Annotated in this window: 12 protein-coding genes; all 12 read right to left on the bottom strand. The window is 61.4% G+C overall.

The annotated features are described in order from the left end of the window. Nucleotides 1–97: 97 nt before the first annotated feature. Nucleotides 98–2,956, bottom strand: coding sequence for a translation initiation factor IF-2 (gene infB / locus BLU39_RS19730; RefSeq protein ID WP_092716004.1), 2,859 nt, complete (start codon nucleotides 2,954–2,956; stop codon nucleotides 98–100). Nucleotides 2,957–3,002: 46 nt separating this feature from the next. Then, nucleotides 3,003–4,568 (bottom strand): transcription termination factor NusA, encoded by a 1,566-nt coding sequence (gene nusA, locus BLU39_RS19725; protein WP_092716002.1) that lies wholly within the window; start codon nucleotides 4,566–4,568, stop codon nucleotides 3,003–3,005. Next, the gene (gene rimP, locus BLU39_RS19720; RefSeq protein WP_035828693.1) at nucleotides 4,565–5,053 is read right to left on the bottom strand and encodes a ribosome maturation factor RimP; all 489 of its coding nucleotides are present in this window, start codon (nucleotides 5,051–5,053) and stop codon (nucleotides 4,565–4,567) included. The genes nusA and rimP overlap by 4 nt, the downstream gene beginning before the upstream one ends. Before the next feature lie 345 nt (nucleotides 5,054–5,398). After that, on the bottom strand, nucleotides 5,399–7,468 hold the full coding sequence (rluB, locus tag BLU39_RS19715; RefSeq protein WP_092716000.1) for a 23S rRNA pseudouridine(2605) synthase RluB: 2,070 nt from the start codon (nucleotides 7,466–7,468) through the stop codon (nucleotides 5,399–5,401). After that, complete coding sequence (gene scpB / locus BLU39_RS19710) at nucleotides 7,461–8,255, bottom strand: SMC-Scp complex subunit ScpB (RefSeq protein WP_092715998.1); 795 nt, start codon at nucleotides 8,253–8,255, stop codon at nucleotides 7,461–7,463. Before scpB ends, rluB begins: the two co-directional genes overlap by 8 nt. Nucleotides 8,256–8,654: 399 nt before the next feature. Further along, nucleotides 8,655–9,674, bottom strand: coding sequence for a glucokinase (locus BLU39_RS19705; RefSeq protein WP_092715996.1), 1,020 nt, complete (start codon nucleotides 9,672–9,674; stop codon nucleotides 8,655–8,657). 376 nt (nucleotides 9,675–10,050) lie between these two features. Beyond that, a complete protein-coding gene (locus tag BLU39_RS19700) occupies nucleotides 10,051–11,013 on the bottom strand; it encodes a VTT domain-containing protein (protein WP_092715994.1) in 963 nt (320 codons plus the stop codon). 27 nt (nucleotides 11,014–11,040) lie between these two features. After that, on the bottom strand, nucleotides 11,041–12,732 hold the full coding sequence (locus BLU39_RS19695; protein ID WP_092715992.1) for an ABC transporter ATP-binding protein: 1,692 nt from the start codon (nucleotides 12,730–12,732) through the stop codon (nucleotides 11,041–11,043). Nucleotides 12,733–12,741: 9 nt separating this feature from the next. Then, on the bottom strand, nucleotides 12,742–13,851 hold the full coding sequence (locus BLU39_RS19690) for an ABC transporter permease (protein WP_092715990.1): 1,110 nt from the start codon (nucleotides 13,849–13,851) through the stop codon (nucleotides 12,742–12,744). A gap of 9 nt (nucleotides 13,852–13,860) precedes the next feature. Next, nucleotides 13,861–14,799: an ABC transporter permease gene (locus tag BLU39_RS19685; RefSeq protein WP_070219240.1), complete on the bottom strand. Its 939-nt coding sequence runs from the start codon at nucleotides 14,797–14,799 to the stop codon at nucleotides 13,861–13,863. A gap of 28 nt (nucleotides 14,800–14,827) precedes the next feature. Beyond that, nucleotides 14,828–16,666, bottom strand: a complete 1,839-nt coding sequence (locus tag BLU39_RS19680) for an ABC transporter substrate-binding protein (protein ID WP_232731316.1) — start codon at nucleotides 16,664–16,666, stop codon at nucleotides 14,828–14,830. A gap of 108 nt (nucleotides 16,667–16,774) precedes the next feature. Next, entirely contained in the window at nucleotides 16,775–17,095 is a 321-nt protein-coding gene (locus BLU39_RS28305; RefSeq protein ID WP_139178380.1) for a hypothetical protein, read from the bottom strand. Nucleotides 17,096–17,126: the final 31 nt, after the last annotated feature.

Raw genomic sequence — 17,126 nt, 5'->3', positions numbered from 1 at the left:
AGTGCCGCAGGGCGCATGGGTCAAACGGTTGCCCGTTGACCAATGCGCCCCACGTGTTTGCGCGGACATCACTATGTCCGCGCCATTACTGCTGTGATTACAGGGTACGAGCGATTTCCTGGACTTCGAATACTTCCAGTGTGTCGCCAACCTGAATGTCGTTGTAGTTCTTCAGCGACAGGCCGCACTCCAGACCGGCGCGAACTTCTTTCGCATCGTCCTTGAAGCGTTTCAGGGAGTCGATCTCGCCGCTCCATACCACGATGTTGTTGCGCAACAGGCGGACGGAAGAAGCACGCTTGACCACGCCATCGGTGACCAGGCAACCGGCAATCGCGCCCACTTTCGAGACCAGGATAACCTGGCGGATCTCGACCTGGCCGATGACGGTTTCGCGTTTCTCTGGTGCCAACATGCCCGACAACGCCGATTTGATCTCGTCGATCGCATCGTAAATGATGTTGTAGTAGCGAATGTCCACGCCATTCGACTCGGCCAGCTTGCGTGCCTGGGCATCAGCACGGGCGTTAAAGCCGATGATGACCGCTTTCGAGGCGACCGCCAGGTTGACGTCCGATTCCGTGATGCCGCCGACAGCTGCGTGGACAACTTGCACGCGCACTTCGGAGGTCGACAGTTTCTGCAGCGAACCGACCAGCGCTTCTTGCGAACCTTGCACGTCGGTTTTGATGATCAATGGCAAGTTTTTCACTTCGCCTTCGGCCATCTGGTCGAACATGTTTTCCAGTTTCGCAGCTTGCTGCTTCGCCAGTTTCACGTCGCGGAACTTACCTTGACGGAACAGACCGATTTCACGCGCCTTGCGCTCGTCAGCCATGACGACGACTTCTTCACCGGCAACCGGCACTTCCGTCAAGCCCTGGATTTCGACCGGGATCGAAGGACCTGCTTCGGCGATCGGCTTGCCGTTCTCGTCCAGCATGGCGCGAACACGGCCATACGACGAGCCAGCCAGAATCACGTCGCCGCGACGCAAGGTACCGGACTGCACGAGGATCGTCGCGACAGGACCGCGGCCCTTGTCCAGACGCGCCTCGACCACCAGACCGCGCGCAGGTGCTTCCACCGGCGCCGTCAGTTCCAGCACTTCGGCTTGCAGCAGCACTTGCTCCAGCAGGTCGTCGATGCCCTGACCCGTTTTGGCCGACACCGGCACGAATGGCGATTCGCCACCGTATTCTTCCGGCACGACTTGCTCGGCGACCAGTTCTTGCGTCACGCGGTCGACGTTGCCACCTGGTTTGTCGACCTTGTTGATCGCCACCACCAGCGGTACGCCAGCTGCTTTCGCATGGGCAATCGCTTCTTTCGTTTGCGGCATCACGCCATCGTCGGCGGCAACCACCAGAATGACGATGTCGGTTGCCTTGGCGCCACGGGCACGCATCGCGGTAAACGCTTCGTGGCCCGGGGTGTCGAGGAAGGTGATCATGCCGCGTGGCGTATCGACGTGGTAAGCGCCGATATGCTGCGTAATGCCACCGGCTTCGCCGGATGCAACCTTGGCGCGACGGATGTAATCGAGCAACGAGGTTTTACCATGGTCGACGTGACCCATGACGGTGACCACCGGTGCGCGTGGCTTGGTTTCGAAGTGCGCGTGTTCGCCCACATCGGCCAGCAGCGCTTCCGGATCGTCCAGTTCGGCGGCGAACGCCTTGTGGCCCATTTCTTCCACCAGAATCATGGCGGTTTCCTGGTCCAGCACCTGGTTGATCGTGCACATCTGGCCCAATTTCATCAAATGCTTGATGACTTCGGATGCCTTGACGGACATTTTGTGCGCCAGTTCGGCCACGGTGATCGTTTCCGGTACGTGCACGTCCTTGACGACGGCTTCCGTAGGAGCCTGGAAGTTCGATTCACGGTCGTCATGGTGCGTCGGGCGACGGCCCTTCGCGCCACCGCGCCAGCTGTCACGGCCGCCTGGGCCGCTATTGCCGCGTGGTTTCGGACCACCGGTGGTGCCGCGTTTTTTCGCGTCATCGGACCAGGTGGACGACACATTGGCCGACTTGATCGATTTCTTGTCTGCAACAGCAGGCTTCTTGTCGCCCGGCTTGTCGCCAGGTTTCTTGTCAGCAGGCTTGTGCAAGGTGCCTTCCGGCGCCTTCGGCTTGACGGGAACCGGTACGGGTTCCGGTGCCTTGATGGCGCGGCGTGGCGCGTTCATCATGGCCTTGATCTGGGCAACTTCGTCGGCAACGGCCTTGCGTGCGCGCTCGGTGGCTTCCGCTTTGTCAGCGGCCTCCTTGGCGGCAACAGCAGCGGCAGCGGCTTTCTTCTTCGCTTCTTCAGCGGCAGCAGCTTTTTTCGCTTCGGCGGCGGCGTCGTCAACGACAGGCGCAGCGGCGCTGGCGGCAGGCGCGGCGGCAGCCTTGGCGGCCGCTTTCTTCGCTTCCGCTTCCGCTTCTTTCTTCGCAGCCAGTTCAGCCTGTTGCGTGGCTTTCGCCTGGGCTTCTTTTTCCGCGTCGAGCTTGGCCAGACGTTCTTGCTTTTCGCGCAGATCGGCTTCCTGGCGGGCGATCAGTTCAGCCTGTTTACGGGCTTCTTCTTCACGGCGCGCCACGTCGGCGGGATCGATCACCGGTGCGGCAGGCGCAGCCGGTTCAGCCGCGACCGGCGCAGCTTCGTCACGCTGGACGAAAGTACGTTTCTTGCGCACTTCCACCTGGATGGTGCGCGACTTGCCGGTGGCGTCAGCTTGCTTGATCTCAGTCGTTTCCTTGCGGGTCACGGTGATTTTTTTCTTTTCTGTGTCAGCCGCTGCGCCGTGTGTGCGGCGCAGATGATCCAAAAGCTTGTCCTTATCATCTTTCGACAATGGATCTGACGTCGAACTTTTCTCGACGCCGGCAGAACGCAGCTGCGTCAGCAGCAAATCTGCAGGCATCTTCAGTTCGGTGGCAAATTGGGCTACGTTGTTACTCGCCATTCAGTCCTCTTTTCTATGTGTCGCGGAGATGATAAAGATACTCAAATTAAGCCTTTGCGGATTCGGCCAGACTCCATGCCTTGGCTTGCAGCGCCTTGGCACGATCGTCGTATTTCGAGTCAACCAACTTCATCTCATCGTCGGTCACATCTTTAAATTCACTTGTAATCAGTTCACGCGCACGGTCCGCAGACAAGGCCAGGATTGCGCCAAATTCGTCGTATGCCAGTGCTGCAAATGCTTCAACGGTCTTGATACCAGCCAGACCCAGCTTGCCGGCGGTAATGCGGTCCATGCCGTCCAGACCCACCAACGCCTCGTCCATGCCTTCCAGACCCTCTTCCGAAGCAATCGCTTCGGTAACCAGCGCATCACGCGCACGGGTACGGAGTTCATTGACGGTATCTTCGTCAAACGATTCGATTTCCAGCATTTCGGAAATTGGCACGTAAGCGATTTCTTCCAGACTGGCGAAACCTTCTTCCACCAGAATATCGGCCACTTCCTGGTCGACATCGAGCTTTTCCATGAACAGGATGCGCACGGCAGCCGTTTCCTGGGCAGCTTTGTCAGCCGATTCTTCGGCCGTCATGATGTTGATCTTCCAGCCGGTCAGGTCCGAGGCCAGGCGCACGTTCTGGCCGGAACGGCCGATCGCGATTGCCAGGTTTTCTTCGTCCACGACGACATCCATCGCGTGTTTTTCTTCGTCGACCATGATCGACGACACGTTCGCCGGCGCCAGGGCGCCGATGACGAACTGCGCCGGATCTTCCGACCACAGCACGATGTCGACACGTTCGCCGCCGAGTTCACCGGTGACGGCCTGCACGCGCGAACCGCGCATGCCGACGCAAGTACCGATCGGGTCGATGCGCTTGTCGGCCGTGTAGACGGCGATCTTGGCGCGCACGCCGGCATCGCGGGCTGCGGATTTAATTTCCAGCATGCCTTGTTCGATTTCCGGCACTTCCAGTTCGAACAGCTTCATGATGAATTCCGGCGCGGTGCGCGACAGAATCACTTGCGGGCCGCGCATGTTGCGGTCGATGCGCAAGATGAAAGCACGCACACGGTCGCCGATACGCAGATTCTCTTTCGGGATCATCTGGTCGCGTGGCAGACGCGCTTCGATCTTGCCCGATTCGACGATGGCGTCGCCGCGCTCCATGCGCTTGATGGTGCCGGTGACGAGCGAATCGCCGCGTTCCAGGAAGTCGACCAGGATCTGTTCGCGCTCGGCGTCACGCACGCGCTGCAGGACGACCTGTTTGGTATCCTGGGCGAAACGGCGGCCGAATTCGACGGACTCGATCGGTTCTTCGATGTGGTCATCGACTTCGATATCGGGAATCTGTTCTTTTGCCTCGAAATGCAGGATCTCCTGATCCGGCAATTGCAGGCCCGCTTCATCGGGCACCACGTGCCAGCGGCGGAACGATTCGAATTCGCCCGTTTCGCGGTCGATAGAAACGCGGATGTCTACCTCACCCTCATACCGTTTCTTCGTGGCTTGCGCCAACGCGAATTCGAGGGCGCCGAAGACGACATCTTTATCGACGTTTTTTTCGCGCGCCAGCGCGTCAACCAATAATAAAACTTCGCGGCTCATGCTTTGCGTCCCTTAAAAACCACCTGCGGCACCAAGCGTGCCTTATCCACATCGGCGAGCGTAAACTCCAACATCGCCGGACCATCCTTACCTTCAAATTCCAACGACAATTTATCGCCCACGGGTTCTTGCAGAATCCCCTGGAACGATTTCCGGTTGTTCGTACCCGGCATCGCCACCATCAGCTTGACGATGATTTCCTGACCTGCGAAACGGACAAAGTCTTCCAGCTTGCGCACCGGACGATCGAGACCCGGGGATGAAATCTCGAGACGCTCGTAAGGAACGTTCTCGACCGTCAACACATGCGATAACTGGTGACTGACCGTGGCACAGTCTTCGACCGTGATCGGACCTTTTTCAGCGGCATCGGCGGCGCTGAAATCAATAAAGACGCGCAGCAGTCCGCGCTCGGCACGTTCGACATCAACGAGCTCATAGCCCAGACCTGTAACCGTCTTTTCAATTAATCCCAACTGCTGCAAGAAATTCTCCAGAAAAAGGCCTGCTTTTCCGCATCGCGGCACGAAAAACAGCGCCGGCGGCATGCAAAAGAACACGCACAAGTCATATATGGGCCCTTGTTGGCGCCATTACAAACGGTTCAACAAAAAAAAAATGGGCATCTGCCCATCTTCTTGTATTTCCCCAACCAGATGAAAGCACTCCCCACCAAACAACCCTGCGGAGAACTTTTATTAGGCTGCAGATTATAACCTCTTATTAACTTCGCCGCAATGCCGCACACGAGGAGCGGCCCGGCTTACAACAGTTACAAGAGCGCGCACCCGCAGCAGATCGGCGGGCGCGCAAGAAGAAACTCTTCCCGATTAACCTTTGCTGCGGCGGCGCGGCATGCCATCCATGCCGCCACGGTCCATGCCGCCACGCGGCTGGCCGCCGGAACGCGCCTGGCCACCGGCACCACCACCGGCATTGCGGCGCGGACCCGTGTTGGCGAAGCCGAATGCCGTTTGCAGTGGATCGGGCTGGCGCGGACCGCGCTGCGGCGCGCGGCCTTCGCCACCTGGACGACCCTGGCCCTGGCCTGCGGCGCGTGGCGAGCGGCCTTGCGGCGCACCTTCGAACGATGCCGACGAACGGGGTTGACCACCCTGAAATGGACCTTGCGGCTGACCACGGCCCGGACCACGCGCTTCGCCTGGACGGCCGGCGCCGCCTGGGCGGCCCTGGCCTTGCGGACGGGCGAACTGGCCTTGCGGCTGGCCACGGCGCGGCGCGACCGGGAACGGGTCGGCGTTGCGGTTGCTCACATCGATGCGGTTGCCATTCGGCTCGTCATCGCGGCTCGCCTTGCGCGCTTCGCGGCCCTTGGCGGCGCCAGCGGCGCGCGGATCGCCCGAAGGCGGCATTTTCTTTTCGATGCCGTAGGCGGCCAGCAGGTCGCGCACGGTGTTTTCATCCATCTCTTCCCAGCGGCCGCGTTTCAGGCCGCTTGGCAGGGTCATGGCGCCGTAGCGGGTACGGATCAGGCGCGACACGGTCAGGCCGATCGCTTCGAACATGCGGCGCACTTCGCGGTTACGGCCTTCGCCGATCACCACGCGGTACCATTTGTTGATGCCCTCACCGCCGCCATCGGCGATCTTCGAGAACTGCGCCAGGCCGTCTTCCAGCTCGACGCCGGCCAGCAGTTTCTGGCGCATGCCCTCTTCCAGTTCACCCAGGGTACGCACCGCGTACTCGCGGTCGATGCCGTAGCGTGGGTGCATCAGGCGGTTGGCCAGGTCACCGGAGGTGGTAAACAGCAGCAAGCCTTCCGTGTTGAAGTCGAGGCGGCCAACGGCCAGCCATTTGCCCGCCTTCATGGTCGGCAGGCGGTCGAACACGGATGGACGGCCGTCCGGGTCGTTGTGGCTGACGATTTCGCCGGCCGGCTTGTGGTACACCAGAACGCGCGGCGGCTTCTTGCTGACGCGGCGCTGGATCAATTTGCCGTTGATGCGCACGTGGTCGCTCGGCAGGATGCGCTGGCCGATGTGGGCCGGCTCGCCGTTGACGGACACACGGCCCGAAATGATCAGGTCTTCCATGTCGCGGCGCGAACCGAGACCGGCTTCGGCCAGCACCTTGTGCAGCTTCGGCGCATCGTCGTCGGACGTCAGGTCGCGGCGCACGGCCACTTTCTGCGCGCGGCCCGTGCCGCCGTCTTCGCTGTCGAAAGCGTCGGAGGTAACGAACGAGAAGACAGCATCTGCATCGCTGACCTTGCCCGGCGCAGCCTGGCGGCCCTTGCCTTTTTTACGGCTCTTGCCGGCATTCTTGCCGGCGCCCGGCACGTCGTTGCGCGGACCGCGCGGCAGGCGCGGGCCGGAAACGAGGTTGCCTTCGGCATCGAACACGTCGGCGACAGGCGCGGCGGCTTGCTCGGCGACAGGCGCAGCTTCGGCTGCCTGCGACGCTTCGGCACGCGGCGGCTGGCGCAGTGCGCGCTCGGCCTGCACGCCGCGCATCTGGCGCGGACCGCGGGTCGGGCGTGCTTCGGCCGGCTTGTCAGCGACGGCTTCCGGCGCCGTTTCAGCGACGGCGGCGGCAGCCTTGGCGGCGGCGCGGGCGCGCGGCGGACGCGGCGCAGGGGCGGCAACGGCTTCGGCAGCCGCTTCGGCGGCGTCGGCCACGACCTTCAGGGCCGGCTTGGCGCGGGTTTTCTTGACGGCTGGCGCGGCGCCTGCTTCAACAGCGGCGACGGAGGATTCAGCAACTGAGTCGGTAGCCACGTCGGCTTTGGTGCGGCGCTTCGGCTTGGCGGCGACAGCGTCGCCTGCAACGGCAGCGGCAGCCGCATCAGCTTCGATCTGGGCCTTGGTGCGGCGCTTGGGCTTGGCAACGATGGCTTCGTCGCTGGCGGTTACTGTCTCGGGTGTGTTCGGATTATTCATTCTTCGTTTCTTGGCTGTGCTGACCTGGCGCAGCGTCAACCGTTAGTTCTGGCGCAGGGTCGTGAGTGTAGGCTTCGTCCGTGGGCGAAGCATCGGGGCCGGCATCAAGGCTTGCTGTCACATCTACATCTGTCACAGCCGTATTGCTACCTGCACCAAGCTGGGGGACAAGCTCATTGCTTGCCTTGTCAAAATTTTCCTGCAGGGCCGCTTCCAGGGCTTCGAGCCCATTGCCCTGCATCTCGCTGATTTGCTGCAAAGGCGGCAGCTGGGACAGCGATTGCAAACCCAGGTCATCCAAAAACTGCTTGGTGGTAGCCAGCAAAGCCGGCCGTCCCACCACGTCGCGGTAGCCGATGGCATCGACCCAGCCACGGTCTTCCAGCATCTTGATCGTCTGCGAATTGACGGCAACGCCACGGATTTCCTCGATATCGCCGCGCGTCACCGGCTGGCGGTAGGCGATGATGGCCAAGGTTTCCAGGGTCGCCCGCGAATACTTGGGCGGCCGCTCGGGCGTCAAACGATCGAGATACATCTTCATTTCAGGGCGGCTTTGAAAGCGCCAGCCCGAGGCAAGGCTGACGATCTCGATGCCGCGCCCCTGCCACTCATCGCGCAACTCTTCGAGCAATTGCTTGATCGTGTCGGCGCCAACGCCGACACCGCGCACGCGACCGTTCTCGTCCGCATCGACGAACAGCTTCTTCAAGCTGTGGATCGTCAGCGATTCACGAGCGCACAGCAACGCGGTTTCGAGGACTTTTTTAGCCTCAATTGTATTCATAGCAATTCTGTGCGGATGTGTGTTGCAATTCGTATGCAGAGAAAGAAATCAAAAACGTTCATTTCAACGTAACAGATGGCAGACATCGATGATGACGCCGTGCTGGGTTACTAGTTGAGGCTGTTTTTCCGACGCCTTGGCCGATGCGCGCAAAGCGGGACTAAAGCGGATGCAGTGAAAGTCCTGCCATCCATGGTGCTGGCCTTAAATAACCAGCAATGAAACGAACTCCGGAGCAGCTGCTTTTCCCGTGGCGGCGAACCAGCCAGACGGGAGAGCGACAGTCGTCGTTTCATCCAACGATGCCAATTGTACCTGATAAAAAGCGGAAAAGCGCAAAACCGGGCAAAACACGCGTTTTACCCGGCCCTGGCGCGACATATCGCCCGCTTGCCCGCGTCACAGGGAGGCGAGTTTCTCCGAGAGAATGGCCGATGCGCCCAGGAAAGCTGGGTACTGGGCCGTGATGACGAAGGTCGGCACTTGCGAGACGTAGTTGGCGAAGCGGCCCTTGCGCTCGAAGCGGGCGCGGAAGCCCGAGCGGTCGAAGCGCGCGCCCAGGCGCGGCACGATGCCGCCGCCGATATAGATGCCGCCCAGCGCGCCCAGGGTGACGGCGACGTTGCCGGCCACGGTGCCCAGCATGCAGCAGAACGCTTCGATGACGTCGTCGCACAGCTGCGATTCACCGGCCAGCGCGCGGCGCGTGATTTCCGCCGCCGTCAAGTCTTCGGCCGGCACGCCGGCGCGGTCGGCCAGGGCGCGGTAGATCAGTTCCAGGCCATCGCCGGAAATCAGGCGTTCGGCCGAGACGTGCTCGTATTCGCGCCAGGCGAATTGCAGGATGCTCACTTCCGTTTCATTGAACGGCGCAAAGCTGACGTGGCCGCCTTCGCTTTGCAGGGCGATCCAGCCGCCGTGCGACGGAATCAGGCCCGACACACCCAGGCCCGTGCCGGCGCCGATCAGGCCGATGGCCGTGTTCGGACGGGCCGTGCCCGCGCCCACCTGGTGCTTTTGCTCGTTCGACAGCAGCGGCAAGGCGCGCGCCAGGGCCGTGAAATCGTTGACCACGTCCAGGGTCGTGAAACCGCACTCGTCGCGCATGGCGCGGATCGAGAACGACCAGTGGTGGTTCGTCATGCTGAGGAAATCGCCGTCGACCGGGTTGGCGATGGCGATCACGGCATGGCGCACGGCTTGCCCGCCGGCGGCGGCGATGTGCGGCAGGGCCAGGTAGGCTTGCAGGGCGGCGGACAGGCTCGGGTAATCGGCACAGGGCAGCACTTCCACCAGGGTGATGTGGCCAGCGGCCACTTCCAGGGCGAAACGGGCATTGGTGCCGCCCACGTCGGCCAGCAGGCGCGGTCCATCGGCGAAGGCGGAAGTCGGCAGTACGGGTGAAGACGAAGCGCTCATGATTTTAAATGATGAAGTGGGACGCATGGGACGCCAAGCTTAAAGGATGAATGCGCCCGGAGGCAAGCAAAGTTTGTAGTTTAAGTACATCAAAACAAGCCTTTATTGGTAGTTCCACTCCAAATGCAACAGGCAGCGCCAAAATTGCTTAGAAACAATAATTTATAGTAAGTACTCGCACTCGGGAAACGCACGAAAAGCATGCTGCACAGCAGCAGGAACGGCCATGAAAACACAGTATGCCGCAGTTTGCGCAAAGCCGCTTTGTACGCGGCGGCGCGGGCGCGGCACTGCCGTCCGGGCGGCACCGCACAGCGGTTTTCGTATTATTACTACCGGTTTTAGGTCCTGCCTGCCATGCGGCAGGCAGCGCGGATCAGGAAGGCAAACCTTCACCCAGCAGGCTGGCGGGCGCCGGCTGGTCGGAACGGTAGGCGGCATTCCACGCGTCCAGGCCGCCATGCAGGGGTTTGGCCCGGTGAAAGCCGTGCTGGTGCAGCAGCTTGGCCACTTGCGCGGCCGTCACGTCGTTGGGACAGCTGCAATACACGATGATGTGGCGGTCCTTGTCCATGGCGATCAGGGCGGGCACCGGTTCCTTGCCATTGAAGAACAAGGCGCCCGGCACGGCCGGCTCCAGCGCCTGCGCCGTGGCGCTGCGCGCGTCGACCATCAGCGGCTCTTCGCCCTGCTCTATCAGTTCGAGCAATTCATCGATGCCGATGCGCTCGATCTGCAAGGCCTGGCGGAAACGCCGGCGTTCGAGAAATTTGTACAGCAGGAACAGTCCCAGCAAGGCGGCCAGCATCAGCAAGGCCGTGCTGCCCATGGTGCTGAGCAAGTCGAGCACCTGCTGCACGCTGGAATGGAAGATCACGCCGACGGCGATGCCCGTGCCGCTCCACAGCAAGCCGCCCAGGCCCGCGTACAGGAAAAACAGGCGAGGCGGCGTGCCCAGCGCGCCCGACATGGGCGCGGCCACGGTATTGAAACCCGGCACGAACTTGGAGACGACGAGGGCTTTCGGCCCCCAGCGCTTGAATTTGTCTTCCGTCTGGCTGACGCAGTAATCGGGCGACAGCGAGATGCGGCACAGCAGCCGCAGGATGCGCTTGCCAAAATGGCGGCCCGCGCGGAACCACGTGAAGTCGCTGATCAGGCAGGCGCCCAGCGCGGCGGCCAGCACCAGCGCTCCATTCATGTCGCCATCGACGGCCAGCGCCCCCGCCACCACGAGGATGGGAAAGGCGGGAATCGGCAGGCCGAGCTGCTCCACCAGCACGATGCCAAAGACGATCAGGACACCGTAATGTTCGAGCAGATAAATGAGGTTGGGCATGGCCGCTATCTTACCGTAAAAAGTGCCTTACAACTGCACGCCCTTCGGTATGGCGCTGAGCAAGGTGCGCGTGTACGGGTGCACGGGATTGCGGTACAGCTCATCCGAATCGGCCAGCTCCACCACTTGCCCCTTGTGCATCACCATCACCTGGTCGGCGATGTATTTCACCACCGATAAATCGTGCGAAATGAAGATGTAGGACAGGCCGAATTCATCCTGCAAGTCCTGCAACAGATTGAGCACCTGCGCCTGCACGGACACGTCCAGCGCCGAGACGGATTCGTCGCAGACGAGGATTTCCGGCTGCATGGTCAGGCAGCGGGCAATGGCGATGCGCTGGCGCTGGCCGCCCGAAAACTCGTGCGGATAGCGGTGGAAAGCCTGTTCCGGCAAGCCGACCTTGTCGAGCAGCCAATAGGCCTTGGCGATGCGTTCCTTGTCGTCGGCGCCGATGTTGTGGATGCGCATCGGCTCGAGCAAGATCTGCCCCACCGTAAAGCGGGGATTCAGCGACGCATACGGATTCTGGAAGATGATCTGGATACGGCGTTTATACGGCAGGTATTCCCTGTTCGGCATGGCAATCAAATCCTTGCCGTGGAACATGGCCGTGCCGCCCGTTGCCTGGTGCAGGCGCAGCAGGGTCAAGCCCACCGTCGTCTTGCCGGAACCGGATTCGCCCACCACGCCCAAGGTCTTGCCACGCGGCAAAGTGAACGACACATCCTTGACGGCCTGGAATTCGCGCTTGCCGAACAGGCCTTCGCGCGTATAAAAACTTTTGCTCAAGTTATTCACCACCAGCACGGGCTCGTCGCCCGGCGTGTAGCCGCGCGTGCGTTGTTTGACTTCCACGCCGGGGCCCGCCTTGCCTTCCATATAGTCGGCAATGACGGGCAGGCGCCATGGGCGCTCGTCGAGCGAGGGCCGGCAATGCAGCAGGGCTTTCGTATAACTGTCTTGCGGCGCTTCGAAGACCTGGCGCACCTCGCCCGTCTCGCGTACTTCGCCGTGGCGCATGACGATCACCTGGTCGGCGATCTCTCCCACCAGGCCCAGGTCGTGGGTAATGAAGAGCACGGACATCTGGTGTTTCTTTTGCAGCGCCGCGATGAGGTCCATGATCTGCTTCTGGATCGTCACGTCCAGCGCCGTCGTCGGTTCGTCCGCGATCAGCAGTTTCGGTTCGCAGGCGATCGCCATGGCGATCATCACGCGCTGCTGCTGGCCGCCCGACATCTGGCTCGGGTAGGCGTCGATCTTGGTGGCCGGATCGGGAATGCCCACTTCCTCGAGCAGCGCCAGGGTGCGCGCCCGCGCCTGCTTGCGGTTCATGCCCATGTGCTGGCGCAACACTTCCGCGATCTGGAAACCGACCGTAAACACGGGGTTCAGCGACGACATCGGCTCCTGGAAGATCATCGAAATATCCTTGCCGCACATGGTGCGCCGCTCGGCAATCGACAGGTCCAGCAGATTGCGCCCGCCAAAATGGATGCTGGAGGCGGGGGCTATGATGGTGTTATCCGGCGGCAGCAAGCCCATCACGGCCAGGGAGCTGACGGACTTGCCGCTGCCCGATTCGCCCACGAGGGCCACGGTGCTGTTGCGCGGCACGTTGAACGAGATACCCTTGACGGCTTCGAACGTGGTCTTCTTGTCCAGGCGGAAGGTGACGCGCAGGTCGCGCACTTCCAACAGGTTATTCTGGTCCATGAGCAACTCCTATTTCACTTTGGGGTCGAGCGCATCGCGCAAGGCATCGGTAAACAGCGAGAACGCCGTCACCAGCACGGCCATCGCCGTGGCGGCGGCTGTCAGCTGCCACCATTTGCCCAGGATCAGTTCATTTTGTGCCTCGTTGAGCATGCTGCCCCACGAGACGGTGCCCACCGGCACGCCAAAGCCGAGGAAACTCAGGATCACTTCCGCCTTGATGAAGCCCACCACGAGGATCGACATCTGCACCAGCGCCACGTGGCTGACGTTGGGGAAAATGTGCGAAAACATCTTGCGCCAGTGCGAAGCGCCAATCGCGTCAGCCGCCATCACATATTCGCGCGCCTTGTGCTTGATGTATTCGGCGCGTATCAAACGGTACGGCCCCGTCCAGCCCGTCAAGCCCAGGATCAGCACGATGGTCAGCACGCCCTTCTGCTGCAGCACGGCCGCGACCGTCAAAATCATCAGGATGGACGGAATCGACGTGAAGATGCTGTAGAACCAGTTGAAGAAGTCATCGACCATGCCGCCGAAGTAGCCGGACACGGCGCCAAAGAGCGTACCCAGCACGACGGCCAGCAAGGCGGCCACCAGGCCGACGACGATCGACGTTTCGCCGCCCTTGATGGTTTTCTGGATGATGTCGTGACCCCACTTGTCGGCGCCGAACGGCAGTGTCGCCGCCTTGTGCGTGACGAGCTTTTTCGTCTTGCCCACGCCGGCGCGCAAGGCCGTCAAATCGTCGGCCAGCGGGTCGGTGACGCCGTACATATCGACGCCGGCCGATGGATTGCTACCCATCTGGGCGCGCAGTTCCGCGATGTCGTCGGCCAGCGGATCGAGCACGTTGACGGGCGTCGGTGCGCTGCGCTCATCGGCCAGGGGAATGGCGCCGTCGGCGGCCACGTCCTTGTCGGCACCCACAAACGTGGGTGGCGCGTAGCTGACGGCCACTTCATCTTCCCAGTTCGAAGCGACCAGGCCGCTGGCGGACGCCAGCACCAGCAGGAAAAAGGCGCCGACCACGGCCAGCGATACCATTGCAATCTTGTCGCCGCGCAAACGGCGCCACGCCAGGGCCCACAGGCCGGGCGATGTATGAGGTTTCGACATCGTCTCTTTCTACTTCAGTTGTACGCGAGGATCGACCGCTTGGTACAGCAGGTCGGTGAGCAGGTTGAAGAGCATGGTGGCGGCGGCAACATACACGGTAATCGCCTTGATCACCGGAAAGTCGCTGCGCTCGACGGCCAGGATCACTTCACGCCCGATGCCGGGGATGCCGAAGAAGCGCTCGAGCAGGAAAGCGCCGATCAGCAGGGCCGGCAAGTTCGACATCACATAGGTAATGATGGGAATGCCGGCGTTGCGCAGCACGTGGACCCACATGATGCGGCCTTCCTTGAGGCCCTTGGCGCGCGCCGTGCGCACGTAATCCTGGTTCGCCTCGTCCAGCACGAAGGTGCGGAACAGGCGCAGGGTCGGCGCGATGGACACGGCCAGGCCGATCAGGATCGGCAGGGTCGAATAGCGCAGCAGGTTTTCCCAGAAGCTATCGCCCCAGCCCTGCACGGGGAACAGGCCCAGCTTGTAGGCGAAGCCGTACTGGAAGACGATGATGTAGACGAGGATGGAAATCGACATGCCCACCGTGCAGGCGATCATCACCATGCGGTCCGTCAGCGAACCGCGCACGAAGGCGATGGCCAGCGCCAGCGCCACGCCAAAGAACGTTTCCAGCACGGTCAGCGGGATCAAGACCATCATCGACGGGCCCAGGCGCGAGGTGATGATGTGCGACACGGACTCGCCGGTCGCCCAGCTCTGGCCGAAGTCAAACGTGACGATCTGCTTGATGAAGATCCACAGCTGCACATAATACGGCTGGTCGACGCCGAGCTGGCGGCGGATGTTGGCGATGCTTTCCGCACTGGACATCTTGCCGGCCAGGATGTAGGCGGGGTCGCCGCCCACCCAGTTAAATAAAATGAAGACCAACAGGACCACGCCCAGCATGGTCGGCAGCATCTGCCACAGGCGGCGCAGGATATAAGCGAACATAATGATTCCTTGTCTTTATAAGCCGCGCTTATTTATTGGCCGGGGCCGCAGGGGCAGGCGCCACTGGCGCACCCGTGCTGTCGATATCCATGTACGCCCATTCCTGGAACAGGATAGGGTGCTTCTTGTAGCCGAGCACCGACTTTTGCGCCAGCATGTTGCGGTAGCGCGCATAGCCGATCAGGGCGCCCGCGTTCACTTCCAGGCGGCGCGCCATCTGGTGGTACAGCGCATCGCGCTCGGGGCTGGCCGGCATGGACTGGCTGGCCGCGTACCATTTGTCATATTCAGGGTCCTGGTAGCAGCCATTGTTGTTCTGGTGCGTGTTCGGGCCGTAGAACAGCTGCATGAAGTTGTCGCCGTCCGGATAGTCGGCCAGCCATTGCGCCGTGCGCGACTGCATCTTGCACTGCTTTTCCGTCTTTAAAATGTCGGAAAAGATCATGCGGTCGTTTTCCATGCGGATGCCCAGCGAGTTGTAGGTCTTGCGCCACATTTCCGCCTGCAGCACACCATTGGCTTCGTTGCGCGAAGCGTAGCGGATCAAGAGCGGCTTGCCGTCCGGCAAAGTACGCCAGCCGTCGGCGCCCTTCTTGTAGCCGAATTTATCCAGCAATTTATTCGCCAGCACGGGATCGTATTGCAGCAGGGATTTGTAGTGCGGATCGTAGCCCACCACGCCCGGAGGGATCGGATAGTCGAGGCGCTTGGCCTGGCCATTCCAGATGATGCGGATTTCTTCATCGATATTGTGCGCCATTGCAATGGCACGGCGCAGCGCGATCTTTTCCTTGCTGAAACCGCCCAGGGTCGGGTCTTCCATATTCCAGTAGTAATAGCTGATTTCCGGGTCCAGCAGGCGCGACAGTTGCACGCCCTTCTCCGCCAGTTCGGGACGCAGCTTGCCGTTGAGCATCGCTTTCGGCGCCAGCGGGCCATCGAGCCAGAATACGTCCGTGCCGCCGCTCTGGAACGACAGCCAGCGCGACTGGTCTTCGATCATCACGGAAATTTCGATGCGGTCGATGGCGGGAATGCGCTTGCCCTGCATCTGGCGCACGATGCGCTGGTCGTCCGGGTCGTCGCCGGCCAGGAAATTCCACGTTTCCGGCAAGTGCTGCGGGTTGCGGTTCAGGACGATGCGGTTGCCGCGCGTCCATTCCCCGAGCGTGTAGTAGCCGGTGCCGACGGGATTCGAACCCACTTCCCCCTTCACGTCGCCATACTTTTCCACCACTTCGCGCGCCAGCGCCGCCGTCGGCACGTAGGCGAGGATCATGGGGAAGTTGAAATCGGTCTTGGTCAGCGTGATACGCAAGGTGTACGGGTCGAGGATTTCCAGGCCGGCCACCTTCTTGCTGTAGTCAAACTTGTTCGCCTTGGCCGCGTCCTTGGCCAGGTCGTCCAGCCCCACCACCTTGCCTTCGAGCAGCCAGGTGTGCGGCGAGGCCAGGCGAGGGTCGAACAGGCGCTTCCATGAATACACGTAATCGGCCATCGTCAGTTCGCGGCGCTTGCCGCCAAACGCCGGGTCCGGCGTGTAATAAATACCTTTTTTCAGGCGGATGGTGTAGGTCTTGCCGTCGGCCGATACTTCCGGCATGGCGGCGGCAGCGCCGGGCACCACCTTGACGGGGCGCGCCAGGTAGTCATAGGTGTACAGGGTGTCGAAGACGGCCTGCGTGATGTGGTTCGAATACAGGTCGCGCGCGGTGGCCGGATCGAAGCCCGTCTCGGCGGCCGGCAGGATATAGCGCAAGGTTTTGACCGGCGCAGCCGCGGGCGCGGCATCTGCGGCAATGGCCGCCAGCGGCAGGGTGGCCAGGCAGGCGAGCAGCGCCATGCGCCGCATCCATGGTGACTTCATGTAATACCCTTCATCTCGATTATCTGTCGCACCGTATTGGTGCGCTTGTACTGGCTTCCCCCTGGGATACAGGATTCCACCGCCAAAACCAGTCCACCCTCGCAAGATCTATGCCTTGCTCACAGCCAGCCGCGCCGATGCACGGACGCGCTGGAAAACGCGTAACGATAACGCATATTTTGCATGCCGGGCGAAAAGCCGCGGCAGTTCTCGCGTGCGCAGCAACAGCCATGCGCATTGCCGAGGAAATTTTCCGCGTCGCAACATAGCCAGGCCAATGCCGCGCAAAAGCGCATTGGTAGAAACCCTTATGTCCGTGAATGAGCGCACTTTTTGTCGACGGGCAGAAAACGCATAGCGCAGTGCAGCATTAAAATAATTGCCAATAATGAAACATCCAAACTTTATAAAAAACACTGTTGTTTCCATCCCGAAATGTCACATCTGCGCGTTGACAAGG

This window comes from Janthinobacterium sp. OK676, from assembly GCF_900103595.1.
GTDB lineage: Bacteria > Pseudomonadota > Gammaproteobacteria > Burkholderiales > Burkholderiaceae_D > Janthinobacterium.
The sequence above is the reverse complement of the archived record's forward strand: the minus strand, read 5'-3'. Positions and strand labels throughout refer to the sequence as shown.

Bases quoted from the DNA above. Each gene is read 5' to 3' on its own strand.
- infB (WP_092716004.1), bottom strand. From the start codon at position 2,956: ATGGCGAGTAACAACGTAGCCCAATTTGCCACCGAACTGAAGATGCCT.
- nusA (WP_092716002.1), bottom strand. From the start codon at position 4,568: ATGAGCCGCGAAGTTTTATTATTGGTTGACGCGCTGGCGCGCGAAAAA.
- rluB (WP_092716000.1), bottom strand. From the start codon at position 7,468: ATGAATAATCCGAACACACCCGAGACAGTAACCGCCAGCGACGAAGCC.
- scpB (WP_092715998.1), bottom strand. From the start codon at position 8,255: ATGAATACAATTGAGGCTAAAAAAGTCCTCGAAACCGCGTTGCTGTGC.
- BLU39_RS19705 (WP_092715996.1), bottom strand. From the start codon at position 9,674: ATGAGCGCTTCGTCTTCACCCGTACTGCCGACTTCCGCCTTCGCCGAT.
- BLU39_RS19700 (WP_092715994.1), bottom strand. From the start codon at position 11,013: ATGCCCAACCTCATTTATCTGCTCGAACATTACGGTGTCCTGATCGTC.
- BLU39_RS19695 (WP_092715992.1), bottom strand. From the start codon at position 12,732: ATGGACCAGAATAACCTGTTGGAAGTGCGCGACCTGCGCGTCACCTTC.
- BLU39_RS19690 (WP_092715990.1), bottom strand. From the start codon at position 13,851: ATGTCGAAACCTCATACATCGCCCGGCCTGTGGGCCCTGGCGTGGCGC.
- BLU39_RS19685 (WP_070219240.1), bottom strand. From the start codon at position 14,799: ATGTTCGCTTATATCCTGCGCCGCCTGTGGCAGATGCTGCCGACCATG.
- BLU39_RS19680 (WP_232731316.1), bottom strand. From the start codon at position 16,666: ATGAAGTCACCATGGATGCGGCGCATGGCGCTGCTCGCCTGCCTGGCC.
- BLU39_RS28305 (WP_139178380.1), bottom strand. From the start codon at position 17,095: ATGGAAACAACAGTGTTTTTTATAAAGTTTGGATGTTTCATTATTGGC.